This is a genomic window from Pseudomonas sp. DL, assembly GCF_047199225.1.
In the GTDB taxonomy this organism is placed as follows: Bacteria; Pseudomonadota; Gammaproteobacteria; order Pseudomonadales; family Pseudomonadaceae; genus Pseudomonas; species Pseudomonas aeruginosa.
In genome coordinates this window covers 3708490-3733733 of record NZ_CP178323.1, presented here as the reverse complement: position 1 = coordinate 3733733, position 25244 = coordinate 3708490, and the positions used below count along the sequence as shown (strand labels likewise).

General features: G+C 66.7%; 32 protein-coding genes. 30 read left to right on the top strand and 2 right to left on the bottom strand.

All coding sequences use genetic code 11. The features are described 5' to 3' along the window. Positions 1–9 precede the first annotated feature (9 nt). From popN to pscL, 28 genes are all read left to right on the top strand, one after another. A complete protein-coding gene (gene popN / locus ACI766_RS17275) occupies positions 10–876 on the top strand; it encodes a SctW family type III secretion system gatekeeper subunit PopN (protein ID WP_023086382.1) in 867 nt (288 codons plus the stop codon). Beyond that, positions 857–1135 carry an Acr1 family type III secretion system gatekeeper subunit Pcr1 gene (gene pcr1, locus ACI766_RS17270; protein WP_003087693.1) on the top strand — a complete coding sequence of 93 codons (279 nt, stop codon included), beginning with the start codon at positions 857–859 and terminating at the stop codon, positions 1133–1135. The genes popN and pcr1 overlap by 20 nt, the downstream gene beginning before the upstream one ends. Then, positions 1122–1493, top strand: coding sequence for a type III secretion chaperone SycN (sycN, locus tag ACI766_RS17265; RefSeq protein WP_003087694.1), 372 nt, complete (start codon positions 1122–1124; stop codon positions 1491–1493). The genes pcr1 and sycN overlap by 14 nt, the downstream gene beginning before the upstream one ends. Further along, entirely contained in the window at positions 1490–1855 is a 366-nt protein-coding gene (gene pscX / locus ACI766_RS17260; protein WP_023085089.1) for a type III secretion system protein PscX, read from the top strand. Before sycN ends, pscX begins: the two co-directional genes overlap by 4 nt. A gap of 4 nt (positions 1856–1859) precedes the next feature. Continuing rightward, the gene (pscY, locus tag ACI766_RS17255) at positions 1860–2189 is read left to right on the top strand and encodes a type III secretion system chaperone PscY (protein WP_023086381.1); all 330 of its coding nucleotides are present in this window, start codon (positions 1860–1862) and stop codon (positions 2187–2189) included. After that, the gene (gene pcrD, locus ACI766_RS17250) at positions 2186–4306 is read left to right on the top strand and encodes a SctV family type III secretion system export apparatus subunit PcrD (RefSeq protein WP_003100792.1); all 2121 of its coding nucleotides are present in this window, start codon (positions 2186–2188) and stop codon (positions 4304–4306) included. Before pscY ends, pcrD begins: the two co-directional genes overlap by 4 nt. Next, positions 4303–4737 (top strand): LcrR family type III secretion system chaperone PcrR, encoded by a 435-nt coding sequence (gene pcrR / locus ACI766_RS17245; RefSeq protein ID WP_003100791.1) that lies wholly within the window; start codon positions 4303–4305, stop codon positions 4735–4737. The genes pcrD and pcrR overlap by 4 nt, the downstream gene beginning before the upstream one ends. A 27-nt stretch (positions 4738–4764) precedes the next feature. Continuing rightward, positions 4765–5061 carry an LcrG family type III secretion system chaperone PcrG gene (gene pcrG, locus ACI766_RS17240; RefSeq protein WP_003120339.1) on the top strand — a complete coding sequence of 99 codons (297 nt, stop codon included), beginning with the start codon at positions 4765–4767 and terminating at the stop codon, positions 5059–5061. 9 nt (positions 5062–5070) lie between these two features. Continuing rightward, positions 5071–5955: a type III secretion system needle tip protein PcrV gene (gene pcrV / locus ACI766_RS17235; RefSeq protein WP_003100789.1), complete on the top strand. Its 885-nt coding sequence runs from the start codon at positions 5071–5073 to the stop codon at positions 5953–5955. A gap of 8 nt (positions 5956–5963) precedes the next feature. Further along, positions 5964–6470: a SycD/LcrH family type III secretion system chaperone PcrH gene (gene pcrH, locus ACI766_RS17230; RefSeq protein WP_003087708.1), complete on the top strand. Its 507-nt coding sequence runs from the start codon at positions 5964–5966 to the stop codon at positions 6468–6470. Continuing rightward, positions 6451–7623, top strand: coding sequence for a type III secretion system translocon subunit PopB (gene popB / locus ACI766_RS17225; protein ID WP_004342870.1), 1173 nt, complete (start codon positions 6451–6453; stop codon positions 7621–7623). The genes pcrH and popB overlap by 20 nt, the downstream gene beginning before the upstream one ends. An 11-nt stretch (positions 7624–7634) precedes the next feature. Continuing rightward, positions 7635–8522 carry a type III secretion system translocon subunit PopD gene (popD, locus tag ACI766_RS17220; RefSeq protein ID WP_003113550.1) on the top strand — a complete coding sequence of 296 codons (888 nt, stop codon included), beginning with the start codon at positions 7635–7637 and terminating at the stop codon, positions 8520–8522. Positions 8523–8647: 125 nt separating this feature from the next. Further along, on the top strand, positions 8648–9085 hold the full coding sequence (gene exsC / locus ACI766_RS17215) for a type III secretion system regulatory chaperone ExsC (protein WP_003100769.1): 438 nt from the start codon (positions 8648–8650) through the stop codon (positions 9083–9085). Between the two features lie 8 nt (positions 9086–9093). Next, the gene (exsE, locus tag ACI766_RS17210; protein WP_003117722.1) at positions 9094–9339 is read left to right on the top strand and encodes a T3SS regulon translocated regulator ExsE; all 246 of its coding nucleotides are present in this window, start codon (positions 9094–9096) and stop codon (positions 9337–9339) included. An 8-nt stretch (positions 9340–9347) separates the two neighbouring features. Next, complete coding sequence (exsB, locus tag ACI766_RS17205; protein ID WP_003100765.1) at positions 9348–9761, top strand: YscW family type III secretion system pilotin ExsB; 414 nt, start codon at positions 9348–9350, stop codon at positions 9759–9761. A gap of 297 nt (positions 9762–10058) precedes the next feature. Further along, positions 10059–10895: a T3SS regulon transcriptional activator ExsA gene (gene exsA, locus ACI766_RS17200; RefSeq protein ID WP_003120334.1), complete on the top strand. Its 837-nt coding sequence runs from the start codon at positions 10059–10061 to the stop codon at positions 10893–10895. Between the two features lie 97 nt (positions 10896–10992). Continuing rightward, entirely contained in the window at positions 10993–11823 is an 831-nt protein-coding gene (gene exsD, locus ACI766_RS17195; protein ID WP_003124833.1) for a T3SS regulon anti-activator ExsD, read from the top strand. 33 nt (positions 11824–11856) lie between these two features. Beyond that, the gene (gene pscB / locus ACI766_RS17190) at positions 11857–12279 is read left to right on the top strand and encodes a YscB family type III secretion system chaperone PscB (RefSeq protein ID WP_003100754.1); all 423 of its coding nucleotides are present in this window, start codon (positions 11857–11859) and stop codon (positions 12277–12279) included. Continuing rightward, the gene (pscC, locus tag ACI766_RS17185; protein WP_003100753.1) at positions 12279–14081 is read left to right on the top strand and encodes a SctC family type III secretion system outer membrane ring subunit PscC; all 1803 of its coding nucleotides are present in this window, start codon (positions 12279–12281) and stop codon (positions 14079–14081) included. The genes pscB and pscC overlap by 1 nt, the downstream gene beginning before the upstream one ends. A 1-nt stretch (position 14082) precedes the next feature. Further along, complete coding sequence (gene pscD / locus ACI766_RS17180) at positions 14083–15381, top strand: SctD family type III secretion system inner membrane ring subunit PscD (RefSeq protein ID WP_023086380.1); 1299 nt, start codon at positions 14083–14085, stop codon at positions 15379–15381. Then, entirely contained in the window at positions 15344–15547 is a 204-nt protein-coding gene (gene pscE, locus ACI766_RS17175) for a YscE family type III secretion system co-chaperone PscE (protein WP_003100751.1), read from the top strand. Before pscD ends, pscE begins: the two co-directional genes overlap by 38 nt. A 2-nt stretch (positions 15548–15549) precedes the next feature. Then, entirely contained in the window at positions 15550–15807 is a 258-nt protein-coding gene (gene pscF, locus ACI766_RS17170; protein WP_003087729.1) for a type III secretion system needle filament protein PscF, read from the top strand. A gap of 2 nt (positions 15808–15809) precedes the next feature. Continuing rightward, entirely contained in the window at positions 15810–16157 is a 348-nt protein-coding gene (pscG, locus tag ACI766_RS17165) for a YscG family type III secretion system chaperone PscG (RefSeq protein ID WP_003100735.1), read from the top strand. Continuing rightward, on the top strand, positions 16154–16585 hold the full coding sequence (gene pscH, locus ACI766_RS17160) for a YopR family T3SS polymerization control protein PscH (protein ID WP_003122856.1): 432 nt from the start codon (positions 16154–16156) through the stop codon (positions 16583–16585). The genes pscG and pscH overlap by 4 nt, the downstream gene beginning before the upstream one ends. Next, on the top strand, positions 16585–16923 hold the full coding sequence (pscI, locus tag ACI766_RS17155; RefSeq protein WP_003120330.1) for a SctI family type III secretion system inner rod subunit PscI: 339 nt from the start codon (positions 16585–16587) through the stop codon (positions 16921–16923). Before pscH ends, pscI begins: the two co-directional genes overlap by 1 nt. Beyond that, positions 16920–17666, top strand: a complete 747-nt coding sequence (pscJ, locus tag ACI766_RS17150; RefSeq protein ID WP_003120329.1) for a SctJ family type III secretion inner membrane ring lipoprotein Psc — start codon at positions 16920–16922, stop codon at positions 17664–17666. Before pscI ends, pscJ begins: the two co-directional genes overlap by 4 nt. 8 nt (positions 17667–17674) lie before the next feature. Beyond that, a complete protein-coding gene (gene pscK / locus ACI766_RS17145; protein WP_003100720.1) occupies positions 17675–18295 on the top strand; it encodes a SctK family type III secretion system sorting platform protein PscK in 621 nt (206 codons plus the stop codon). Then, positions 18274–18918 carry a SctL family type III secretion system stator protein PscL gene (pscL, locus tag ACI766_RS17140; RefSeq protein WP_003120328.1) on the top strand — a complete coding sequence of 215 codons (645 nt, stop codon included), beginning with the start codon at positions 18274–18276 and terminating at the stop codon, positions 18916–18918. The genes pscK and pscL overlap by 22 nt, the downstream gene beginning before the upstream one ends. A gap of 102 nt (positions 18919–19020) precedes the next feature. Here pscL and bglX read toward each other — a convergent pair whose 3' ends face one another. Then, a complete protein-coding gene (gene bglX, locus ACI766_RS17135) occupies positions 19021–21315 on the bottom strand; it encodes a beta-glucosidase BglX (protein WP_003113557.1) in 2295 nt (764 codons plus the stop codon). Positions 21316–21485: 170 nt separating this feature from the next. After that, positions 21486–23543 carry a putative bifunctional diguanylate cyclase/phosphodiesterase gene (locus tag ACI766_RS17130; protein ID WP_003087737.1) on the bottom strand — a complete coding sequence of 686 codons (2058 nt, stop codon included), beginning with the start codon at positions 23541–23543 and terminating at the stop codon, positions 21486–21488. A gap of 352 nt (positions 23544–23895) precedes the next feature. Between ACI766_RS17130 and ACI766_RS17125 the strand changes: the two genes are divergently transcribed. Together ACI766_RS17125 and ACI766_RS17120 are read left to right on the top strand one after the other, a co-directional pair. Continuing rightward, on the top strand, positions 23896–24237 hold the full coding sequence (locus ACI766_RS17125; RefSeq protein ID WP_003087738.1) for a ribonuclease E inhibitor RraB: 342 nt from the start codon (positions 23896–23898) through the stop codon (positions 24235–24237). Between the two features lie 97 nt (positions 24238–24334). Beyond that, a complete protein-coding gene (locus ACI766_RS17120) occupies positions 24335–25033 on the top strand; it encodes a GMP synthase (protein WP_003117716.1) in 699 nt (232 codons plus the stop codon). Positions 25034–25244: the final 211 nt, after the last annotated feature.

Below are 25244 nucleotides of genomic sequence, written 5' to 3'. Positions count from 1 at the left end.
ACAGCCACGATGGACATCCTCCAGAGTTCCTCCGCCGCGCCCCTCGCGCCGCGGGAAGCGGTCAACGCCCCCGCGCAGCAGGCTGGCGGCAGCTTCCAGGGCGAGCGCGTCCACTACGTTTCCGTTTCGCAGTCGCTGGCCGATGCCGCGGAAGAGCTGACCTTCGCCTTTTCCGAGCGCGCCGAGAAATCCCTGGCCAAGCGCCGCCTGAGCGACGCCCATGCGCGCCTGAGCGAAGTCCAGGCCATGCTGCAGGAGTACTGGAAGCGCATTCCGGACCTGGAAAGCCAGCAGAAGCTCGAGGCGCTGATCGCCCACCTGGGCAGCGGTCAACTGAGCAGCCTGGCGCAGCTCAGCGCTTACCTGGAGGGCTTCTCCAGCGAGATCAGCCAGCGCTTCCTGGCGCTGTCGCGGGCGCGCGACGTCCTGGCCGGGCGGCCGGAGGCGCGGGCGATGCTGGCGCTGGTCGACCAGGCGTTGCTGCGGATGGCCGACGAGCAGGGCCTGGAGATCGAACTCGGCCTGCGCATCGAGCCGCTGGCCGCCGAGGCTTCCGCCGCCGGTGTCGGCGATATCCAGGCGCTGCGCGATACCTACCGTGACGCGGTACTCGACTACCGGGGCCTGTCGGCGGCCTGGCAGGACATCCAGGCGCGCTTCGCCGCGACGCCGCTGGAGCGGGTCGTGGCCTTCCTGCAGAAAGCCCTGAGCGCCGACCTGGACAGTCAGTCGAGCCGGCTCGATCCGGTGAAGCTGGAGCGGGTCATGAGCGACATGCACAAGCTGCGCGTGCTCGGCGGCCTGGCGGAGCAGGTGGGGGCGCTCTGGCAGGTGCTGGTGACGGGGGAGCGGGGCCATGGCATACGGGCCTTCTGAATTGACCGGCGCAGTCATCGCCTTGCTCGAGAAGCGCTGGGTCGGCGTCGCCGAGGTGCAGGCGTTGCTCGAGCCGTTGCCGCTGGCCGACGTCGCCCGGCAGATCCATTTCTTCCGCGAACTGAAGCGTCTCTACCGCCTGTTGCCGGTCGAAGTGTTCGGCGACGACGAGCAGCGCCAGAATCTTTTGAATGCCTGCCAGATGGCACTCGACCTGGCGATCGAGCGCGAAGAGGAGCAGCAGCATGGACTGGGTTGAGCTGGCCGTCGCGCAGTTCTGCCAGGACCTGCGGGTGAGCGTACCGGCGCCGCTGGCGCGCGTGGTGCAACTGGATTTCGAGGACAGCGGCACCTTGCAGCTGGAACGCCATGGCGAACAGTTGTCGCTCTGGCTGGCCTGTGACCTGGCCTGGCACCAGGCCTATCGCGGCACCCTGCGGGCGTTGCGCCTGTGCCATGCGCGCGCGGCCGGGAGCCTGCCGCTGCGTTGCGCCTGGAGCGGCGAATCGCGCCTGCTGCTGTGCATCACCCTGGAAGCCCGGCAGGTCGGCATCCCGACGCTGCACCAGGCCTTGCAGGCGCTGCGCTCGGCGCGCAGCGAAGTGCTCGCCGCATGAGCCGGGTCGGTGCCTGGCACATCGGCATCGAACGGCTCGACCTGGCGCATGCCGAGCCGTTCGCGCCGCCCCTGCCGGAGCGCCATCTGCTGGCGCCCGACGGCCGGCCGGTGGAGACCCACGTCGCCAGCCTGTATCCCGCGCAGCAGGCGCAACAGCGCCTGTTCGACTACGCCCGGCCACAGCTGGAGTTGCACGGCCTGCTGCGCCCCGGCGACTTCCGCCGGGCGCTGCGCGATCTCCGACTGGCCCTCACGCTGCCCCGCCAGCCGGCCCTGCAGGCCGCGGCCTGCCTGCTCGGCGAGCGCGATGAAGACGAGCGACTGCTGCAAATGGCCCTGAACCTGTTGCACAAGGTATGAATCGATGACGTTGAAACCGACGCAACAGCGCCTGTTGCTGATGCTGGGCTGGTTGTACCTGCAATGCGGCCAGCCGCGACGCGCCCAGGTGTTGCTGGAGGCCTTGCTGAGCGTTGCGCCGGAGCGCCGCGACGGGCGCCGCGCCTTGCTCCTGGCGTTGCTCCAGCAAGGCCTCGGCGAGCCCGCCGTGCGCCTGTGCCGGCAGTTGCAGGAGGATGGCGAGGAGGAGCCCGGTCTGTGGCGTTGCCTGAGCCGTGCCGAACAGCTCGCCGGGCGTCTCGACGCGGCGCGTGCCGCGCACGCCCGGGCGCTGGAGCTGGAGGCGCGGGAATGAACGACCTGAGCGGGCTTCTCGGCCGGGTCGGCGAGCGCAAGGACATCCTGCTGGTGGTGTTGCTGCTGGCGGTGGTGTTCATGATGGTGCTGCCGCTGCCACCGCTGCTGCTGGACATCCTCATCGCCGTCAACATCACCATCTCCGTGGTCCTGCTGATGATGTCGGTGTACATCGGCTCGCCGTTGCAGTTCTCGGTGTTCCCGGCGGTGCTGCTGATCACCACGCTGTTCCGCCTGGCGCTGTCGGTGAGCACCACGCGGATGATCCTGCTGCAGGCCGACGCGGGGCAGATCGTCAACACCTTCGGCAGCTTCGTGGTCGGCGGCAACCTGGTGGTGGGCATCATCATCTTCCTGATCATCACCATCGTGCAGTTCCTGGTGATCACCAAGGGTGCCGAGCGGGTCGCCGAGGTCAGCGCGCGCTTTTCCCTGGATGCCATGCCAGGCAAGCAGATGAGCATCGACGGCGACATGCGTGCCGGCGTGATCGATGTCAACGAGGCGCGGGCGCGGCGCGCGGTGATCGAAAAGGAAAGCCAGATGTTCGGCTCCATGGACGGCGCGATGAAGTTCGTCAAGGGCGACGCCATCGCCGGGCTGATCATCATCGTCGTCAACATCCTCGGCGGCATCGCCATCGGCGTCACGCAGAAGGGCCTGAGCACCGCCGACGCGCTGCAACTGTACGCGGTGCTGACCGTCGGCGATGGCATGGTCTCGCAGGTGCCGGCGTTGCTGATCGCCATCACCGCCGGGATCATCGTCACCCGGGTGTCTTCCGACGAATCGGCGGACCTCGGCAGCGACATCGGCGAACAGGTGGTGGCGCAGCCCAAGGCGCTGCTGATCGGCGGCCTGTTGCTGGTGCTGTTCGGCCTGATTCCCGGTTTCCCGACCCTGACCTTCCTGGCTCTCGCGCTGCTGGTTGGCGGCGGCGGCTACTTCATGCTCTGGCGCCAGCGGGCCCAGGCCAGCGCCGGTTCCCGCGACCTGCCGGCGCTGCTCGCGCAGGGCGCCGGAGCGCCATCGGCCAAGGCGCGTGGCAAGGCTGGCGGCGGCAAGCCGAAGGCCGGGCGTCTCGCCGAGCAGGAAGAATTCGCCCTCACCGTGCCGTTGCTGATCGACGTCGATGCCAGCCTCCAGGAACGTCTCGAGGCGATGTCGCTGAACGAGGAGCTGGTGCGGGTACGACGCGCGTTGTACCTGGATTTCGGCGTGCCGTTCCCGGGTATCCACTTGCGCTTCAACGAAGCGATGGGCGATGGCGAATACCTGGTGCAGCTACAGGAGGTCCCGGTCGCGCGCGGATGCCTGCGGCCGGGCTGGTTGCTGGTGCGCGAACGCGCCGCGCAGCTGGAACTGCTCGCGGTCCCCCACGAGCCGGCAGAGCTGCAGGTGCCGGGAGAAGAGGCGAGCTGGGTGGAGCAGGCGCATCAGGATCGCCTGGAGCGTTCCGGCTGTGCCTGCCTGGGCCTGGAGCAGGTGCTCACCTGGCACCTGTCCCATGTGCTGCGGGAGTACGCCGAGGATTTCATCGGCATCCAGGAGACGCGCTACCTGCTGGAGCAGATGGAGCAGGGTTACGGCGAGCTGGTGAAGGAGGCGCAGCGGATCGTTCCCCTGCAGCGGATGACCGAGATTCTCCAGCGCCTGGTCGGCGAGGACATCTCGATCCGCAACATGCGGGCGATCCTCGAGGCGATGGTGGAGTGGGGGCAGAAGGAGAAGGACGTGGTGCAGCTCACCGAGTACATCCGCAGCAGCCTCAAGCGCTACATCTGCTACAAGTACTCCAGCGGCAACAATATCCTTCCCGCCTATCTGCTGGACCAGGCGGTGGAGGAGCAGATCCGCGGTGGCATCCGCCAGACCAGCGCCGGCAGCTACCTGGCCCTCGACCCGGCGATAACCCAGGCCTTCCTCGAGCGCGTGCGGCAGACCGTCGGCGATCTCGCGCAGATGCAGAACCGGCCGGTGCTGATCGTTTCCATGGATATCCGCCGCTACGTGCGCAAGCTGGTGGAGAGCGACTATGCCGGGCTGCCGGTGCTGTCCTACCAGGAGCTGACCCAGCAGATCAACATCCAGCCGCTTGGCAGGATCGTGTTGTGAGCGCCGATCCGCTGATTCCCTGGTTTCTCGCCCGCGGCCTGGCGGTGCGTCCGCATTGCCTGCGCGACACCTCGATCGCGCTCGGCTGGCAGGTCCTGGCCCATGGCTGCGAACTGGCCTGGCGCTGCGACGGCGAGCGGGTCTGGATCGTGATGTTGCGTCGGCGGCAGGCGCGCAGCGGATTGGCCAATCCATTCGCCGCGCTGTACCTGCTGGCGGAGGCCACGCTCGATACGCTGGGGCCGCGCCAGCGTCTCTACGGCAAGGTCCTGGCGCTGGCCGGCAGCCCACTGCCTGGCGAGCGCATGGCGCGCTTCTATCGCCGCTGGACCGGCGCCGCCGAGCCCGCCGACGGCTGGTTCGAGCTGGAGGCCGGGCGGGTGGTGACGCAGCGAAGCCTGCGAAAACGACAAAAACCCGACCGTGCCTGACAGGCTCCGGCAACGTCGATCCCTACCATGGACGACATGAACGAATACACCGAAGACACCCTGCGGGCGACCGTCCAGGCCGCCGAACTGGCGATTCGCGACAGCGAGGAACGCGGCCGCCTGCTGGCGGAAATGTGGCAAGGCCTGGGGCTTGCCGCGGACGCCGGCGAGCTGCTGTTCCAGGCGCCGGAGCGAGAGCTGGCGCGAGCCGCCGAAGAGGAGCTGCTGGCCGAACTGCGGCGCATGCGCAGTTCCCAGCCGACGCAGGGCGAGCAGGGTACCCGGCCGCGGCGTCCGACGCCGATGCGTGGCTTGTTGATCTGAGGAATCACGATGGAAGTCAGAAACCTTAATGCCGCTCGCGAGCTGTTCCTGGACGAGCTCCTGGCCGCGTCGGCGGCGCCTGCCAGTGCCGAGCAGGAGGAACTGCTGGCCCTGTTGCGCAGCGAGCGGATCGTGCTGGCCCACGCCGGCCAGCCGCTGAGCGAGGCGCAAGTGCTCAAGGCGCTTGCCTGGTTGCTCGCGGCCAATCCCTCCGCGCCTCCGGGGCAGGGCCTCGAGGTACTCCGCGAAGTCCTGCAGGCACGTCGGCAGCCCGGTGCGCAGTGGGATCTGCGCGAGTTCCTGGTGTCGGCCTATTTCAGCCTGCACGGGCGTCTCGACGAGGATGTCATCGGTGTCTACAAGGATGTCCTGCAGACCCAGGACGGAAAGCGCAAGGCGCTGCTCGACGAACTCAAGGCGCTGACCGCGGAGTTGAAGGTCTACAGCGTGATCCAGTCGCAGATCAACGCCGCGCTGTCGGCCAAGCAGGGCATCAGGATCGACGCTGGCGGTATCGATCTGGTCGACCCCACGCTCTATGGCTATGCCGTCGGCGATCCCAGGTGGAAGGACAGCCCCGAGTATGCGCTGCTGAGCAATCTGGATACCTTCAGCGGCAAGCTGTCGATCAAGGATTTTCTCAGCGGCTCGCCGAAGCAGAGCGGGGAGCTCAAGGGCCTCAGCGATGAGTACCCCTTCGAGAAGGACAACAACCCGGTCGGCAATTTCGCCACCACGGTGAGCGACCGCTCGCGTCCGCTGAACGACAAGGTCAACGAGAAGACCACCCTGCTCAACGACACCAGCTCCCGCTACAACTCGGCGGTCGAGGCGCTCAACCGCTTCATCCAGAAATACGACAGCGTCCTGCGCGACATTCTCAGCGCGATCTAGAGGTATCCATGAACCAGCAAGCGACCCCTTCCGACACCGACCAGCAACAGGCGCTGGAGGCCTTCCTGCGCGACGGCGGCACCCTGGCGATGCTTCGCGGACTCAGCGAGGACACCCTGGAGCAGCTCTATGCGCTGGGCTTCAACCAGTACCAGGCGGGCAAGTGGGACGACGCGCAGAAGATCTTCCAGGCACTGTGCATGCTCGACCACTACGACGCCCGCTACTTTCTCGGTCTGGGCGCCTGCCGCCAGTCCCTCGGTCTCTATGAGCAGGCCCTGCAGAGCTACAGCTACGGCGCGCTGATGGACATCAACGAGCCGCGCTTTCCCTTCCATGCCGCCGAGTGCCACCTGCAACTGGGTGATCTCGACGGAGCCGAGAGTGGCTTCTACTCGGCCCGGGCCCTGGCCGCGGCACAGCCGGCGCACGAGGCCCTGGCCGCGCGTGCCGGCGCCATGTTGGAAGCCGTAACCGCGAGAAAGGATCGAACATATGAATCCGATAACGCTTGAACGCGCCGGACTGCCCTACGGGGTGGCCGACGCCGGGGATATCCCGGCGCTCGGCAGGCCGGTCGCGAGGGATGTCGAGAGTCTGCGGGTGGAGCGCCTGGCGGCGCCGGCTGCGGCTTCCGCGAGCGGCACGGGGGTGGCGCTGACGCCGCCGTCCGCAGCCAGCCAGCAGCGCCTGGAGGTCGCCAATCGTGCGGAGATCGCCAGCCTGGTGCAAGCAGTGGGCGAGGATGTCGGACTGGCGCGGCAGGTTGTGCTGGCCGGCGCTTCGACGCTGTTGTCCGCCGGCCTGATGTCGCCGCAGGCGTTCGAGATCGAGCTGGCGAAAATCACCGGCGAAGTCGAGAACCAGCAGAAGAAACTCAAGCTGACCGAAATCGAGCAGGCGCGAAAGCAGAACCTGCAGAAGATGGAGGACAACCAGCAGAAGATCAGGGAATCGGAAGAAGCCGCGAAAGAAGCCCAGAAGTCCGGTCTGGCAGCCAAAATCTTTGGTTGGATCAGTGCAATAGCTTCGATCATCGTCGGCGCAATCATGGTGGCAACCGGCGTCGGCGCGGCCGCGGGTGCACTGATGATCGCGGGCGGTGTCATGGGAGTGGTCTCCCAGTCGGTACAGCAGGCAGCCGCGGACGGATTGATCAGCAAGGAAGTGATGGAAAAGCTCGGCCCGGCACTGATGGGTATCGAGATCGCCGTCGCGCTGCTGGCGGCGGTGGTCAGCTTCGGCGGCTCAGCGGTCGGCGGGCTGGCCAGACTGGGAGCGAAGATCGGCGGCAAGGCGGCCGAGATGACCGCCAGCCTGGCGAGCAAGGTCGCCGACCTGGGCGGCAAGTTCGGCAGTTTGGCCGGCCAATCGCTGTCGCACTCGCTGAAACTCGGCGTGCAGGTTTCCGACCTGACCCTGGACGTCGCCAACGGCGCGGCCCAGGCCACTCATTCGGGATTCCAGGCGAAGGCCGCGAACCGCCAGGCCGACGTGCAGGAATCGCGTGCCGACCTGACCACCCTGCAGGGCGTGATCGAGCGCCTGAAGGAAGAGCTGAGCCGCATGCTGGAAGCATTCCAGGAAATCATGGAGCGGATCTTCGCCATGCTCCAGGCCAAGGGTGAAACCCTGCACAACCTGTCCAGCCGACCGGCAGCGATCTGAGGAGACGTCACATGATCGACACGCAATATTCCCTGGCGGCTACCCAGGCCGCGATCCCCTCCGAGCCGATCGCTCCCGGCGCCGCCGGGCGTTCCGTCGGCACGCCGCAAGCGGCTGCGGACCTGCCGCAGGTGCCGGCCGCGCGGGCCGACCGGGTCGAACTGAACGCTCCGCGCCAGGTGCTCGACCCGGTGCGCATGGAAGCGGCCGGCAGCGAGCTGGACAGCAGCGTCGAGCTTCTGCTGATTCTCTTCCGCATCGCGCAGAAAGCGCGCGAGCTGGGCGTGCTCCAGCGCGACAACGAGAACCAGTCGATCATCCACGCGCAGAAGGCGCAGGTGGACGAGATGCGCAGCGGCGCCACGCTGATGATCGCCATGGCGGTGATCGCTGGCGTCGGCGCATTGGCCTCGGCGGTGGTCGGCAGCCTCGGCGCGTTGAAGAACGGCAAGGCCATCAGTCAGGAGAAGACCCTGCAGAAGAACATCGATGGGCGCAACGAACTGATCGACGCGAAGATGCAGGCGCTTGGCAAGACCTCCGACGAGGATCGCAAGATCGTCGGCAAGGTCTGGGCGGCGGACCAGGTGCAGGACAGTGTGGCGTTGCGTGCGGCGGGCCGTGCCTTCGAGAGCCGCAACGGCGCCCTGCAGGTGGCCAACACGGTGATCCAGTCCTTCGTCCAGATGGCCAACGCCTCGGTCCAGGTGCGCCAGGGCGAATCGCAGGCGAGCGCCCGGGAAGGAGAGGTCAACGCCACCATCGGGCAGAGCCAGAAGCAGAAGGTCGAGGACCAGATGAGCTTCGATGCCGGCTTCATGAAGGACGTCCTGCAGCTCATCCAGCAGTACACCCAGAGCCATAACCAGGCCTGGCGTGCGGCGGCCGGAGTGGTCTGAGCCGTCTCCGCGCGGGAGGAAAAGGCCACAGCGATGTGGCTTTTTTCTTAAAAGAAAAGTCTCTCAGTGACAAAAGCGATGCATAGCCCGGTGCTAGCATGCGCTGAGCTTTAGGAGGCGCCCCCATGGATTTAACGAGCAAGGTCAACCGACTGCTTGCCGAGTTCGCAGGCCGTATCGGTTTGCCTTCCCTGTCCCTCGACGAGGAGGGCATGGCGAGCCTCCTGTTCGACGAACAGGTGGGCGTCACCCTGTTGCTGCTCGCCGAGCGCGAGCGTCTGTTGCTGGAGGCCGATGTGGCGGGCATCGATGTGCTGGGCGAGGGGATCTTTCGCCAGCTCGCCAGCTTCAACCGCCATTGGCACCGTTTCGATCTGCATTTCGGCTTCGACGAGCTGACCGGGAAGGTCCAGTTGTATGCGCAGATTCTCGCAGCGCAACTGACCCTCGAATGCTTCGAGGCGACCCTGGCCAACCTGCTCGACCACGCCGAGTTCTGGCAACGCCTGCTGCCGTGCGACAGCGATCGCGAGGCGGTCGCTGCGGTCGGCATGAGGGTTTGAGTGGTCCCATGAAAATCGAATCGATTTCGCCGGTGCAGCCGTCCCAAGACGCAGGAGCCGAGACGGTGGGGCATTTCGAGGGGCGTTCGGTGACCCGCGCGGCCGTTCGCGGCGACGACCGTTCCAGCGTGGCCGGGCTGGCGCGCTGGCTGGCGCGCAACGTGGCTGGTGATCCGCGCAGCGAGCAGGCCTTGCAGCGCCTCGCCGACGGCGACGGCACGCCGCTGGAGGCGCGCACGGTCCGGCGCAGGTGAGGTGCTGGATGCTGTTGCCGCTGGCGTTGCTGCTCGGCGGTTGCGTCAGCCAGCCCGCGCCGATGTCGCCGAAGGTGACGGTGGGCGGTTCGGTGGGCGGCGTTTCCCTGCAGGCGCGCCAGGCGCAACTCAGGCTGCGCCTGTATGCCGTCGTTCAGGGAAGGATGCAAACGATTGCCGAGCGGCGCTACCGGGTGTCCGGGTTGCCGTTGCGCTATGCGTTCGATCTGGAGGTCGACAGGTTGGAGGGCGAGGCATTGTACCTGCGTACCGAGCTTTCCTGGGTGGGCGTCGCGGCGGTCCAGGCGAGTGCCTGGCAACAGGTGGCGGCGGGCGTCGATGAGCGGGTCCGGCTGGTTCGGCGCGACTGTTTTCCGAATTGTACGGCCGCTCGCCCGGAAGAAAGATCTGGCAACGATTGATACATTGCCTGCTGTTTCGGAAAGTGCGTATGGAGATTAAAGAAGTGCAAGTCTCGTTCGTTTTCAGGGAAGGCCTCGAATAATAAAACTGGTACTTTTGTTCCGCTTCTAAAGAAGGCTGGATTAATTGGCGGAAGCCGACTCGCTCTGCGAATCAGCGCACGTCGGATAATCCTGATTATTATAAAATCGACTCCGTGCTCATGGCTTTGAAAATCAATAAAACGGAGCGTATTCATGCCTCTCCGCTCGGCGGGGCATTCAAGGTACGACGGGAAGTGTTGGGGTTCTTATAATATGCAAGGAGCCAAATCTCTTGGCCGAAAGCAGATAACGTCTTGTCATTGGAACATTCCAACTTTCGAATACAGGGTAAACAAGGAAGAGGGCGTATATGTTCTGCTCGAGGGCGAACTGACCGTCCAGGACATCGATTCCACTTTTTGCCTGGCGCCTGGCGAGTTGCTTTTCGTCCGCCGCGGAAGCTATGTCGTAAGTACCAAGGGAAAGGACAGCCGAATACTCTGGATTCCATTATCTGCCCAGTTTCTACAAGGCTTCGTCCAGCGCTTCGGCGCGCTGTTGAGTGAAGTCGAGCGTTGCGACGAGCCCGTGCCGGGCATCATCGCGTTCGCTGCCACGCCTCTGCTGGCCGGTTGCGTCAAGGGGTTGAAGGAATTGCTTGTGCATGAGCATCCGCCGATGCTCGCCTGCCTGAAGATCGAGGAGTTGCTGATGCTCTTCGCGTTCAGTCCGCAGGGGCCGCTGCTGATGTCGGTCCTGCGGCAACTGAGCAACCGGCATGTCGAGCGTCTGCAGCTATTCATGGAGAAGCACTACCTCAACGAGTGGAAGCTGTCCGACTTCTCCCGCGAGTTCGGCATGGGGCTGACCACCTTCAAGGAGCTGTTCGGCAGTGTCTATGGGGTTTCGCCGCGCGCCTGGATCAGCGAGCGGAGAATCCTCTATGCCCATCAGTTGCTGCTCAACAGCGACATGAGCATCGTCGACATCGCCATGGAGGCGGGCTTTTCCAGTCAGTCCTATTTCACCCAGAGCTATCGCCGCCGTTTCGGCTGCACACCGAGCCGCTCGCGGCAGGGGAAGGACGAATGCCGGGCTAAAAATAACTGACGTTTTTTGAAAGCCCGGTAGCGGCTGCATGAGTAGAATCGGCCCAAATTGCAGGCTCTGACGAGCGCGCAATGTAGTGAGGAAGCCAAGGCAGAGAATGGAGCAGGAAGACGATAAGCAGTACTCCCGAGAAGCGGTGTTCGCTGGCAGGCGGGTATCCGTGGTGGGCTCGGACGCCCGCTCGCGGGGTCGGGTGCCGGGTTACGCATCGAGCAGTTTGTATCGTGAGTCCGGAATCATCAGTGCGCGGCAACTGGCGTTGCTGCAGCGGATGCTGCCGCGCCTGCGGCTGGAGCAACTGTTCCGCTGCGAGTGGTTGCAGCAGCGCCTGGCGCGCGGCCTGGCGCTGGGGCGCGAAGAGGTGCGGCAGATTCTCCTCTGCGCGGCGCAGGACGACGACGGCTGGTGCGCCGAACTGGGCGACCGGGTCAACCTCGCCGTGCCGCAGTCGATGATCGACTGGGTCCTGCTGCCGGTCTATGGCTGGTGGGAAAGCCTGCTCGACCAGGCGATCCCCGGCTGGCGCCTGTCGCTGGTGGAGCTGGAGACCCAGTCCCGGCAACTGCGAGTCAAGTCCGAATTCTGGTCCCGCGTGGCCGAGCTGGAGCCGGAGCAGGCCCGCGAGGAACTGGCCAGGGTCGCCAAGTGCCAGGCGCGCACCCAGGAACAGGTGGCCGAACTGGCCGGCAAGCTGGAGACGGCTTCGGCACTGGCGAAGAGCGCCTGGCCGAACTGGCAGCGGGGCATGGCGACGCTGCTCGCCAGCGGCGGGCTGGCCGGCTTCGAGCCGATCCCCGAGGTCCTCGAATGCCTCTGGCAACCTCTCTGCCGGCTGGACGACGACGTCGGCGCGGCGGACGCCGTCCAGGCCTGGCTGCACGAACGCAACCTGTGCCAGGCACAGGATCACTTCTACTGGCAGAGCTGAGCGGCCGGCGAAAGCCGGCCCTACCGAGGAATCATGGATCATCTGTTGAGCGGATTGGCCACTCGCCTGGGCCAAGGGCCCTTTGTTGCCGATCGGACGGGTTCGTACCACCTGCGCATCGACGGACAGAGCGTCCTGTTGCTGCGCCAGGGCGACGACCTGCTGCTGGAAAGCCCGCTGGAGCACGCCCCCCTGGACCCGCAGCGCGACCAGCTGGGGTTGCTGCGGGCGCTGTTGTCGCGGGTCGCCAGTTGGAGCCGGCGCTATCCCCAGGCCATTGTCCTGGACGCGGACGGGCGCCTGCTGTTGCAGGCGCGGCTGGGCCTCGACGGCCTCGATCCCGAGCGACTCGAACGGGCCCTGGCCGCCCAGGTGGGGCTGCTCGAGGCGCTGGCGCCGGAGCTGGAACCGCTGCCCCGCGGGTTGCCGCCGCAGGCTCCGGTGTGGCGTCCCTGATGCGCCGCCTGCTGATCGGCGGACTGCTGGCGCTGCTGCCTGGCGCGGTCTTGCGCGCGCAGCCGCTGGACTGGCCCAGCCTGCCTTACGACTATGTGGCGCAGGGCGAAAGCCTGCGCGACGTGCTGGCCAACTTCGGCGCCAACTACGATGCCTCGGTGATCGTCAGCGACAAGGTCAACGACCAGGTCAGCGGTCGCTTCGACCTGGAAAGCCCGCAGGCCTTCCTGCAGTTGATGGCCTCCCTCTACAACCTCGGCTGGTACTACGACGGCACCGTGCTGTACGTATTCAAGACCACCGAGATGCAATCGCGGCTGGTGAGGCTGGAGCAGGTCGGCGAGGCCGAGCTGAAGCGCGCGCTGACCGCCGCCGGTATCTGGGAGGCGCGCTTCGGCTGGCGTGCCGACCCTTCCGGGCGGCTGGTGCACGTGTCCGGTCCGGGGCGCTATCTCGAACTGGTCGAGCAGACCGCCCAGGTGCTGGAGCAGCAATACACCCTGCGCAGCGAAAAGACCGGCGACCTCAGCGTGGAGATCTTCCCGCTGCGCTATGCGGTCGCCGAGGACCGCAAGATCGAGTACCGCGACGACGAGATCGAGGCGCCGGGCATCGCCAGCATCCTCTCGCGGGTGCTCAGCGATGCCAACGTGGTTGCGGTGGGCGACGAGCCGGGCAAGCTGCGCCCGGGACCGCAATCGAGCCATGCGGTGGTCCAGGCGGAACCGTCGCTGAACGCGGTGGTGGTGCGCGACCACAAGGACCGGTTGCCCATGTATCGCCGCCTGATCGAAGCCCTCGACCGGCCCTCGGCGCGGATCGAGGTCGGCTTGTCGATCATCGACATCAATGCCGAGAACCTCGCCCAGCTGGGCGTCGACTGGAGCGCCGGGATTCGCCTGGGCAACAACAAGTCGATCCAGATCCGCACCACCGGCCAGGATAGCGAGGAGGGCGGCGGCGCCGGTAACGGGGCGGTCGGCAGCCTGGTGGACAGTCGCGGGCTGGATTTCCTGCTGGCCAAGGTCACCCTGTTGCAGAGCCAGGGACAGGCGCAGATCGGATCCCGGCCGACCCTGCTGACCCAGGAGAATACCCAGGCGGTGCTCGACCAGAGCGAAACCTACTATGTGCGGGTCACGGGCGAGCGGGTGGCCGAGCTGAAGGCGATCACCTACGGCACCATGCTGAAAATGACGCCGCGAGTGGTGACTCTCGGCGATACGCCGGAGATCAGCCTCAGCCTGCACATCGAGGACGGCAGCCAGAAACCCAATAGCGCCGGCCTGGACAAGATCCCCACGATCAACCGCACGGTGATCGATACCATCGCCCGCGTGGGCCATGGCCAGAGCCTGCTGATCGGCGGCATCTACCGCGACGAACTGAGCCAGAGCCAGCGCAAGGTACCCTGGCTCGGCGACATTCCCTATCTCGGCGCGCTGTTCCGCACTACCGCGGACACCGTGCGCCGCTCGGTGCGGCTGTTCCTCATCGAGCCGCGGCTGATCGACGATGGCGTCGGCCATTACCTGGCGCTGAACAACCGTCGCGACCTGCGCGGCGGCCTGCTTGAAATCGACGAGTTGTCGAACCAGAGCCTGTCGTTGCGCAAGCTGCTCGGTAGCGCCCGCTGCCAGGCGCTGGCGCCGGCCAGGGCCGAACAGGAGCGCTTGCGCCAGGCCGGCCAGGGTTCGTTCCTCACGCCCTGCCGGATGGGTGCGCAGGAGGGCTGGCGGGTGACCGACGGCGCCTGTCCCAAGGACGGCGCCTGGTGCGTCGGCGCGGAGCGCGGGAATTAGCATGGCCTGGAAGATCCGCTTCTACAGCGGGCTGAACCAGGGCGCCGAAGTCTCGCTCGGAGAGGGCCGGGTGGCGCTTGGCAGCGATCCGTTGCAGGCCGACCTGGTGTTGCTCGACGAGGGCATCGCGGCAGTCCACCTGGTGCTCGAGGTCGATGCCCAGGGCGTGCGCCTGCTGGAGTGGGCGGAGGGCTGCGAGCCTCGCCAGGACGGCCAGGCGCAAGTCGCCGGAGCGATCCTGCAGGCGCTTGCCGGGCAGACCTGCGGCCCGCTGCGCTGGGCATTCTGCGACCCGCAGCGGAGTTTTCCCGAGCGTTTCCCCGAAGCCGAGGTGCAGACCGCGCCAGTGCGCCGCAAGTCGTCCGCCCGTGCCGGCGGGGCCTGGCTGCTCGGCGTCAGCCTGGCGCTGGCGCTGTGTCTGCTGGGCATGCTCGTCGAACCCTGGTCGGCCCGCCAGCACGGCATGGCCGGCGAGGAGCCCCTGGCGAAGGTGCGCGCCTACCTGCGCGAGCAGGGCATGAGCGAGGTGGATGTGCAGCGCCAGGGCGACAGTCTCCTGCTCGGCGGCTACCTGGAGGACAACGCCCGGCGCCTGGCGCTACAGCGCTACCTCGATGGCAGCGGCGTGGACTACCGACTGGAAGCACGGAGCATGGAAGACATTCGCCAGGGCGTGGATTTCATCCTGCAGAAATTCGGCTATCGGCAGATCCTCAGCAGCAACGCGGACAAGCCTGGCTGGGTCCGGCTCAACGGCGAACTGGCGGAACAGGACGAACGCTGGGCGCGGATCGACGCATTGCTGGAGTCCGAGGTGCCGGGCCTGCTCGGGGTGGAAAACCAGGTCCGGGTGGCCGGCTCGCACCTGCGCCGCCTCGAGCGCCTGCTGGCGGACGCCGGCCTCGACCGGCAACTGAGTTTCCGCGAGCGCGGCGAACGCATCGAGTTGAGCGGCACGCTCGACGAGGTCCAGCTCAGCGCCTTCTACCGCCTGCAGCGCGAGTTCCAGCAGGAATTCGGCAACCGCCCGAGCCTGGAGCTGCTCAGTCGCGGCAAGCGCGCCAGCGGCGACGAACTGGAGTTCACGATTCGCTCGGTGTCGCTGGGGCGGGTGCCCTATGTAGTGCTCGGCGACGGCCAGAAATACCCGGTGGGCGCCTCGACATCCCGCGGTGTGCGAATCCTCGCCATCGAGCCGGAGTCGATCCTGGTGGCCCGCGGCAAGCAGCCTTTCATCATCAATCTCAAAGGGGAGGTGCTCCATGATGACAGCCTTGGAAACGCGACTGTCGGTCGCTGACGGCACGCATGCCGCAGCGCTCCGGCAGCGTCTGCAGGCGGCGCTGGCGGAGTGTCGCCGGGAACTGGCCAGAGGCGCCGGCCCGGAGCGTTTCCAGTTCCTGCAACAGCAGGCCCGGGCCCTCGAAGGCGGTCTCGGCATTCTTTCGCAGCTCACAGAGGACTAAGCATGGCGCAGATATTCAACCCCAACCCGGGGAATACCCTCGATACCGTGGCCAATGCCCTGAAGGAGCAGGCCAACGCAGCGAACAAGGACGTCAACGACGCGATCAAGGCCTTGCAGGGGACCGACAATGCCGACAACCCGGCGCTGCTGGCCGAGCTGCAACACAAGATCAACAAGTGGTCGGTCATCTACAACATCAACTCGACGGTGACCCGTGCGCTGCGCGACCTGATGCAAGGCATCCTGCAGAAGATCTGAACATGGACACTTCACTGATACGCGAATTGGCGGAACTGGCGCTGGCCGGCAGCGGGCAGCACTGCCACGAAGAGGCGCTGTGCATCGCCGAGTGGCTGGAGCGCCTCGGACAGGACGAAGCGGCGCGGCTGATCCGGATTTCCAGCCTGGCCAACCAGGGGCGCTATCAGGAAGCCCTGGCCTTCGCCCATGGCAATCCCTGGCCGGCGCTGGAGCCCTGGTTCGCCTTGTGCGAGTGGCACCTGGGGCTGGGCGCCGCGCTGGACCGCAGGCTGGCCGGGCTGGGCGGCAGCAGCGATCCTGCCCTGGCCGACTTCGCCGCCGGCATGCGCGCCCAGGTGCGGACATGAGCCGCATCGACACGCCGCCGGGATTCGCCGTCTATCCGTCGGCCAGTCCAAAGGCGGCGAACCTGCCGGCTGTCGATCAGGTGCTGGCTTTCGAGCAGGCCCTCGGCGGCGAGCCGCCGGCGGCCGGACGCCGCCTGGCCGGGTTGGAGAACGGCGCTCTCAGCGAGCGCCTGCTGCAGCGCTTTGCCCAGCCGCTGCAAGGGTTGGAGGCGGACCGCCTGGAGCTGAAGGCGATGCTCCGTGCGGAACTGCCGCTGGGGCGCCAGCAGCAAACCTTTCTCCTCCAGTTGCTCGGTGCAGTCGAGCATGCGCCGGGCGGCGAATACCTGGCGCAACTGGCGCGTCGCGAATTGCAGGTGCTGATCCCGCTCAACGGCATGCTCGACAACCTCGTGCGCAACAGCCACAAACTCGACCTGGAGTCATGATGGATATCTCTCGGATGGGCGCCCAGGCGCAGATCACCAGTCTCGAAGAACTCTCCGGCGGCCCGGCCGGCGCGGCCCACGTCGCCGAGTTCGAACGGGCGATGGGCGGTGCCGGCAGCCTGGGCGGCGACCTGCTCAGCGAACTGGGGCAGATCAGGGAGCGTTTCAGCCAGGCCAAGCAGGAGTTGCAGGTGGAGCTGTCGACGCCCGGCGACGATCCCAACAGCCTGATGCAGATGCAGTGGTCGCTGATGCGCATCACCATGCAGGAAGAGCTGATCGCCAAGACCGTCGGGCGCATGAGCCAGAACGTCGAAACCCTGATGAAGACCCAATGAGGCGAACGGTGAAAGGTCTGTCGCGCATGGCGCTCCTGGCGCTGGTCCTGGCGTTGGGCGGGTGCAAGGTCGAACTCTATACCGGGATCAGCCAGAAGGAAGGTAACGAGATGCTGGCGCTGTTGCGTTCGGAGGGCGTTTCCGCGGACAAGCAGGCGGACAAGGATGGCACCGTGCGCCTGCTGGTGGAGGAATCGGATATCGCCGAGGCGGTGGAGGTGCTCAAGCGCAAGGGCTATCCGCGGGAGAACTTCTCCACGCTGAAGGATGTGTTTCCCAAGGACGGGCTGATTTCCTCGCCCATCGAAGAGCGCGCGCGGCTCAACTACGCCAAGGCCCAGGAGATTTCCCATACCCTTTCCGAGATCGATGGCGTGCTGGTGGCGCGGGTCCATGTGGTGCTGCCAGAGGAGCGCGACGGACTGGGCAGGAAGTCCTCGCCGGCATCGGCCTCGGTGTTCATCAAGCACGCCGCCGACGTGCAACTGGATGCCTACGTGCCGCAGATCAAGCAACTGGTGAACAACGGCATCGAAGGACTCAGCTACGACCGCATCAGCGTGGTGCTGGTGCCGTCGGCCGGGGTCCGCCAGGTCCCGCTGGCGCCACGCTTCGAGAGTGTCTTCTCGATCCAGGTGGCGGAGCACTCGCGCGGACGCCTGCTCGGCCTGTTCGGCCTGCTGCTGGCGTTGCTGCTGGCGAGCAACCTGGCGCAGTTCTTCTGGCACCGGCAACGGGGCTGAGCGGCGCGATGCCATTGACGGCCTACCAGTTGCGCTTCTGCCCGGCCCGCTACATCCACGAGTCGCACCTGCCCGCGGTATTGCTGCGGTTGCTGCCGGCGCTGCCGGACTGGCGGCGACAGAGCGTTCTCAACGCCTGGCTGCTGGAGCAACTGGAATTGGACTGCGCGTTCCGCATGCCCGCGCAACTGGGCGGGCTGGCCCTTTACCCGCAGGCGGCGCTGGAACGGACCCTGGGCTGGCTCGGCGCGCTGCTGCACGGCCAGGCCTTGCGGCAGGTGCTGGACGGTGCGCGGGTACGGCGCATCCGCGCGCAGATCGGCGAACAGGGCCAGCGTTTCTGCCTGGAGCAGCTCGACCTGCTCATCGGTCGCTGGCCGCCCGGCTGGCAGCGGGCCTTGCCGGAAAACCCGGAAGAAGGCTATTTCCGGCGCTGCGGCCTGGCTTTCTGGCTGGCCGCCTGTAGCGATGCCGACTGCGGTTTCTCGCGGCGCCTGCGCCTGCGCCTGGAGGCCATGCCGGCCCCGGCGGACTGGACCTTCGACGAACAACGGCGATCCCTGGCGCGGACCCTGTGCCTGAAGGTCGCCCGACAAGCGAGCGATGAATGCTTCCATTTGTTGAACTAGACGCCAGTCGCGTACGGCTGGCCCCCGGGCAGGCCCTGTTGCGCGCCCGCGACTACCAGGACTACCTCAGCGCCAACCGCCTGGTGGAAGCGGCCCGCGAGCGTGCCGCCGAAATCGAGCGCGAGGCCCACGAGGTTTACCAGGAGCAGAAGCGCCTGGGCTGGGAGGCCGGACTGGAGGAGGCGCGTCTGCGCCAGGCCGGGCTGATCCAGGAAACGCTACTGCGCTGCAATCGCTACTACCGGCAGGTCGATCGCCAGCTTGGCGAGGTGGTGCTGCAGGCGGTGCGCAAGGTGTTGCGCCACTACGACGCTGTCGAGCTGACCCTGGCGGCCACGCGCGAGGCACTGGCATTGGTGAGCAACCAGAAGCAGGTGATCCTGCACGTCCAGCCGGAACAACTGGCCGCGGTGCGCGAGCAGGTCGCCCGGGTGCTCAAGGATTTCCCCGAGGTGGGCTACCTGGAAGTGGTCGGCGATGCCCGGCTGGACCAGGGCGGTTGCATCCTGGAAACCGAGATCGGGATCATCGACGCTTCGCTCGACAGCCAGTTGGCGGCGTTGCAGGCCGCATTGACGGAGAGCGTGGCGCGGAGCGGCGAGGAGGAAGGGGACGCCGGTTGAGGGAACCAGGCGCCGCCCCCGGCCCGGGCGTTGGCTCCGGGCGGAGGGCTGAGACGCTGCCGTTCGCCCGCGGCGGCGACGCTGGCGGTGCGGTCGGCGCCTTCAGAGCAGGGTGAAGCTGCGGCTTTCGGTTTGCGCCGAATCCAGGCCGACGAAGACCTTGAACTCGCCCGGCTCGGCCGTGTGCCTGAGCTGGCTGTCGTAGAACTTCAGGTCTGCCTCGCCGAGGCGGAAGACGATCTCCCGCGATTCGCCGGGCTCCAGCATCACCTTGCGGAACCCGCGCAGTTCCTTCACCGGACGGCTGAGGCTGGCGACCGGGTCCTGCAGATAAAGCTGGACCACCGTGGCGCCGGCGCGCTTGCCGCTGTTGCTGAGCGTGACCCGCGCTTCCAGGGTAGCGCCGCGGGCCAGCCGTTCGCTGGACAGGCGCAGGGGCGAGAGACTGAACTCGGTGTAGCTGAGGCCGTAGCCGAACGGGTAGAGCGGGCCGTTGGCTTCGTCGAAATAGCGCGAGGTGTATTTGCCGGGGTTGTCGTGGTCCATCGGCCGGCCGGTGTTCAGGTGGTTGTAGTAGACCGGTACCTGGCCCACCGAGCGCGGGAAGGACATGGTCAGCTTGCCGCTGGGGTTGTGCTCGCCGAACAGCACGTCGGCGATGGCATTGCCGCCTTCGGTGCCACTGAACCAGGTTTCCAGGATCGCATCGGCGTTTTCCTGCTCCCAGCCCAGCGACAGCGGTCGGCCGTTCATCAGCACCAGCACCAGCGGCTTGCCGGTGGCCTTCAGTGCCTTCAGCAGCCGCCGCTGGCTGGCCGGGATGCGCAGGTCGGTGCGACTGGAGGCCTCGTGGGCCATGCCCTGCGATTCGCCGACCACGGCGACCACCAGGTCGGCGTCGCGCGCGGTGCGCAAGGCCTCCTCGAGCATCGCCTCGGCGGAGCGCGGATCGACCTCGACTTCCGGGTTGTAGCTGTTCAGGTAGTCGAGGATCGCCTGGTCGCCACTGACGTTGGCACCCTTGGCGTAGAGCAGGGTGGCACGCTCGCCGACGGCATTGGCCAGGCCCTGGTAGACGGTTACCGCCTGGCGTGGCACGCCGGCTGCCGACCAACTGCCGATGACGTCGCGCTGGCTCTTGGCCAGGGGGCCGATCACGGCGATCCGCCCCTGTTTCTTCAGCGGCAGCAGACCGTCGCGGTTCTTCAGCAGGACCAGTCCTTCGCGAGCCACCTCGCGGGCGGCCTGGCGGTGCAGGCGGCTCTCGGCGTTGGTGTCGAACGGCGGGTCGTCCGGCTTGCCCAGGCGCCGGTAGGGATCGGCGAACAGGCCGAGGTCGTACTTCGCCGCCAGCACGTCGCGGCAGGCGCGATCGATGTCGGCCTGGTCGATCTCGCCGGCCGCCAGCAGCTTCGGTAGCCAGGTCGAGTAGAGATCGTCGTTCATGTTCATGTCGACACCGGCCTGGATCGCCAGGCGCGTGGCGTCCCGCTCGTTGCCGGCGAGGCCGTGCTTGATCAGTTCCTTCACCGCGCCGTGGTCACTGATGGTCAGCCCCTTGAAGCCCCACTGCTGGCGCAACAGGTCGGTCAGCAGCCAGCGGTTGGCGGTGGCGGGCACGCCGTTGATGGTGTTCAGCGAGACCATCACCGCGCCGGCGCCGGCGTCCACCGCGGCCTTGTAGGGCGGCAGGTAGTCCTGGAACATGCGCGGCAGGCTCATGTCCACGGTGTTGTAGTCGCGGCCGCCTTCGGCCGCGCCGTACAGGGCGAAGTGCTTGACCGCCGCCATGATGCTGTCCGGGGCGGCCAGGTTGGAGCCCTGGTAGGCACGGACCATCACGCCGGACAGCAGCGAGGTCAGGTAGGTGTCTTCGCCGAAGCCTTCCGAGACCCGCCCCCAGCGCGCGTCGCGGGTGATGTCGACCATCGGCGAGAAGCTCATGTCGAGCCCGTCGGCGCTGGCTTCGAGGGCGGAGATCCGCGCGCTGCGGGCGACCACCTCGGGGTCCCAGCTGGCGGCCAGGCCGAGGCTGATGGGGAAGATGGTGCGGTGGCCGTGGGCCACGTCGTAGGCATGGAACAGCGGGATCTTCAGGCGGCTATGGCGGACCTGATCCTGCATGGCGCGAATGTCCGGGCGGGTCACGGTATTGAAGATGGCGCCGACCTTGCCGGCGCGGATGTCCGCCATCAGCGCTTCCTTGGGATGGTCGGCGCCGACGCTGACCAGGCGTAGCTGGCCGATCTTTTCCGCGTTGCTCATGCGAGCCATCAGGCTGGCGATGAAACGCTCCTTGTCGGTAGCCGGTGGATTGCCGGATTCGCCCTGGCCAGCCGCCAGTGCCGGGCTCCCGCTCAGCCCGATGAGAAGCCCCAGTACACACAGCCTGTTCATGCATGTTTTCTCGTTATTGGATAGACGCTCGTCGTGGCGGCGTGACATGTCGCGGCATGCCGCCCGGCGGGCGCGACATAAGGTGTTCGCAGCGCGGGCGGAAGTCAACGAGACGGCGATGGGCGAATCTGCCGCTTCTGACAGGTCCCGTGGCGCGCCGCTGGCGGCGCTCAGGCGACGCTGGCGAGCAACTGCTCGGCCGGCATCGGCCTGCCGAGCAGGAAGCCTTGCAGCGAATTGCAGCCGAGGCGGGTCAGGAACTCCTGCTGGGCCTCGGTTTCCACGCCTTCGGCGACGATCTTCAGGTTCAGCGTGCGGCCGAGGGCGACGATCGCCGAGACGATTGCGGCGTCGTCGCTGTCGTGGGCCAGCTCGTTGATGAAGCCACGGTCGATCTTCAGTTCGCTCGCCGGCAGGCGCTTGAGATAGAGCAGGCTGGAGTAGCCGGTGCCGAAGTCGTCGATGGAGATGCCGACGCCCATCGCCGACAACTGCTCGAGGATCACCAGGCTGGCATCGGCATCGCGCATGGCGGTCGATTCGGTCACCTCGAGGATCAGGTGGCTGGGCTCCAGGCTGTGGCGCAGGAGTGCGTTGCGCACCGAGTCGACCAGGCCGGCATGGGCGAACTGCAGGGCCGAAAGGTTCACCGCGATGTTCCACTCCGCATGCCCGCCGTCCAGCCAGAGGCGCATCTGCCGGCAGGCTTCGTCGAGCACCCACTCGCCGATCTGCACGATCAGGCCGGTTTTTTCCGCCAGCGGCAGGAACTGGTCGGGGGGGATCAGTCCGTGTTGCGGATGCTCCCAGCGCAGCAGCGCTTCCACGCCGACCATCGGTCCGTTCGGCGCCAGTACCTTGGGTTGGTAGTGCAAGACCAACTGCCGGCGCTCCAGGGCCTGGCGCAGGTCATGGAGCAGTTGCAACTGTTCCTGGGCGTTGGCGTTCATCGAACTCTCGAAGAAGCAGTAGCCGTTCCGTCCCTGGTCCTTGGCGTGATACATCGCCGCGTCGGCATTGATCATCAGTTCGTGGCGGGTCTGCCCGTCGCCGGGGTAGAGCGCGATGCCGATGCTCGCCGAGATCCGCACCTCGTGGCGGGATATCTGGTACGGCTGGCTGATCCGCTTCACCAGCTTCTCGGCCAGGGTCGCGGCGTCGGCGGGCTCGCGGGCCTCGATCAGCAGGACGAACTCGTCGCCGCCGAGGCGGGCGATGGTGTCCTGGGCGCGGACGTTGGCGCGGATACGCTCGGCGACTTCGATCAGCAACAGGTCGCCGAGGTGATGGCCGTAGGCATCGTTGACCGCCTTGAAGCCGTCCAGGTCCATGAACAGCACGGCGAACCGGCGATCGTCGCGGATCGCCTGCTGGATCGCCTGCTCCAGGCGGTCGTCGAGGAGCATGCGGTTGGGCAGCTTGGTCAGGTTGTCGTGCAGGGCCAACTGGATCAGCTCGCGGTTGGCTCGTGCGAGGGAGGTGGCGAGCACCGAGGTACGTGCCTCGAGGCGCGAGTCCAGCACCGACACGATCAGGGCGATGGCGATCACCGCCAGGGTGATCACGATGACCAGCACCGCCAGCCAGCCGTTGTCGATGCCTCGGCCGGCGGCGCCGCAGAAGCTGCCCAGGGGGAACTGCGCGGCGGCCATCCCGGTGTAGTGCATGCCGACGATGGCGCAGCCCATCACCAGGGCGGCGCCGGCGCGGACCAGGACGATGCGCCGGCTGCCATGGCGCAGGCGGAAGGCGATCCACAGCGCGGCGCCGGAGGCGATCACCGCGATCAGGATGGAGAGGCCGAGCCACAGCGGGTCGTAGACGATCCCCGGCATCATCAGCAGGGCGGCCATCCCGGTGTAGTGCATGGCGGCGATGCCGCTGCCCATCAGCAGGGCGCCCAGCGCCAGGCGTTGCCAGGGGAGTTCCGCCTGGCACACCAGCCAGAGGGCGAAGGCCGAACTGCCGACGGCCAGCAGCAGCGACAGCAGGGTCAGGCCCAGGTCGTAGCCGAGCGGGATCGGCAGGCTGAAGGCGAGCATGCCGACGAAATGCATCGACCAGATGCCGAAGCCCATGGCGAAAGCGCCGCCGATCAGCCAGGAGAGCGCCTCGCGGCCTTTCGCCAGGGTCACCCGGCCGGCCATGTCGAGAGCGGTGTAGGACGCCAGGATGGCCACAATCAGGGAAAAGGCGACAAGAACCTGGTTGTAGCTGCTGATAAGCATGAAAGCGTCCGAACGGGATAGCGGGAGAGAAGTGATTGATATCAACCTGATATTATTGCACGAGTCGCTTTCGCCAATGCCATCGGGCAGGACCAACGGTCGCCGGCGCAGGCGGAATCTTGCTCAACGGCCGGGCCTTTTGTACAGCGCTTTGTCTGCCGCCGGTCGCCGCCCGCCGGGGCAGGCGGCGGAAAGCTCGGCAGCGCTGGCAGGTTGACGCTACCCTGAAAGAAGCCATGGTCGTCCGATCTTCCTCTGGCTTGATCAAAAAACTCTCATGATCGCCGACGATGGCTTCAGCTGAATGGGGAATCGGTGAACTTTCTGAATGTCTCGACAGGAGGTGCGTCTCATGGAAAAGCCCTTCTCGGATGATGTCAGCGTGAATGTCCTGCGTCGCATGAAAGAAGGCGGCTTCGACTTCGCGCGCATCCATCCCATCGACTTCTTCGCCATCTTTCCCAGTGAGCGGGAGGCTCGCCAGGCAGCGGGCCAGTTTCGCGGCGAATCCCTCAGGGCCCAGGTCGTCGCTCGCGACGATGGCTCCTGGAACCTGCAGGTCAGCAAGGTGATGTATGCCACCCATGCCGCCATCGGTGCCTTCGAACACGACCTGGAGGAAGTCGTGGTGCCGCTGGGCGGCGTGCTGGACGGGTGGGGCGTGACCCAGGAGGTCACTTCGCTGCGTCCGTGACGGCGGCGGGACCCCGGCCGCGATCCCGGGCCGGGGCTCCTGCGTCGGGCTTTCCTTCCTCGAAGGCTTTCCTTCAGACTGGGGAAGGAGGTAAGCCATGAGCGATATTCTGATCCTGACCCATGCCGAGTTCTGTCCGCCAGGCCATCTGGGTGCCGTGCTGGCGGAGCGCGGCCTGGACTTCCGCGTGATCCGCGCCGACCTCGGCGAACTCGCCGGTCTCGACGCCGAACGCCCGCGAGCGGTGGCGATCATGGGTGGGCCGATGAGCGTCAACGACGACCTGCCCTGGTTGCGCGACGAACTGGCGCTGCTGCGTCGCTTCATCGAGCGGCGCATCCCGCTGATCGGCCATTGCCTCGGCGGCCAGTTGCTGGCCCGCGCCCTGGGCGCGACGGTGCGGCACCAGCCCTACACCGAAATGGGCTGGCAGCCCATGCAGCGGGAAAGCCGCGACAGTCCATGGCTGGCCGGGCTGCCGGAGCGCTTCTCGATCTTCCAGTGGCATGGCGATGCCTTCGACCTGCCGCAGGGCGCCGAGCGCCTGCTGTCCAGCCCGTGGTGCGAGAACCAGGGGTTTTCCTGGGGTGGTCACGTACTCGGCCTGCAAGGCCATCCGGAAATGACCGAGGAACTGGTGCGGCGCTGGATCGCCGGCTGGCCGCACCTGCTCGATCCCTCCCAGCCCAGCCAGCAATCCGCCGAGGACATGCTGGCCGGGTTGCCTGCCAGGATTGCCGGGCTGAATCGGGTGGCCGAGGGTTTCTACCGTCATTGGCTGTCGCTGATCGATTGACCTTCCCGGCCGCGGGCGCCCCCCTGGCACTACCGCCGGTCCGCTTTATCGCTCGTTCGAGCGAGACGGCTGTCTGCATGGAAGGGAGGGGATAAGCCGTCTCCCTTCCGGGTCTGTTCTAGACTTATCGGTCCCACAGGTCGCTTCGCGATCGGCAGGTCGATGCCGGTCCGTGGCCGCGGGGCGCGCATGCCGTCGAACGGGGCGCCCT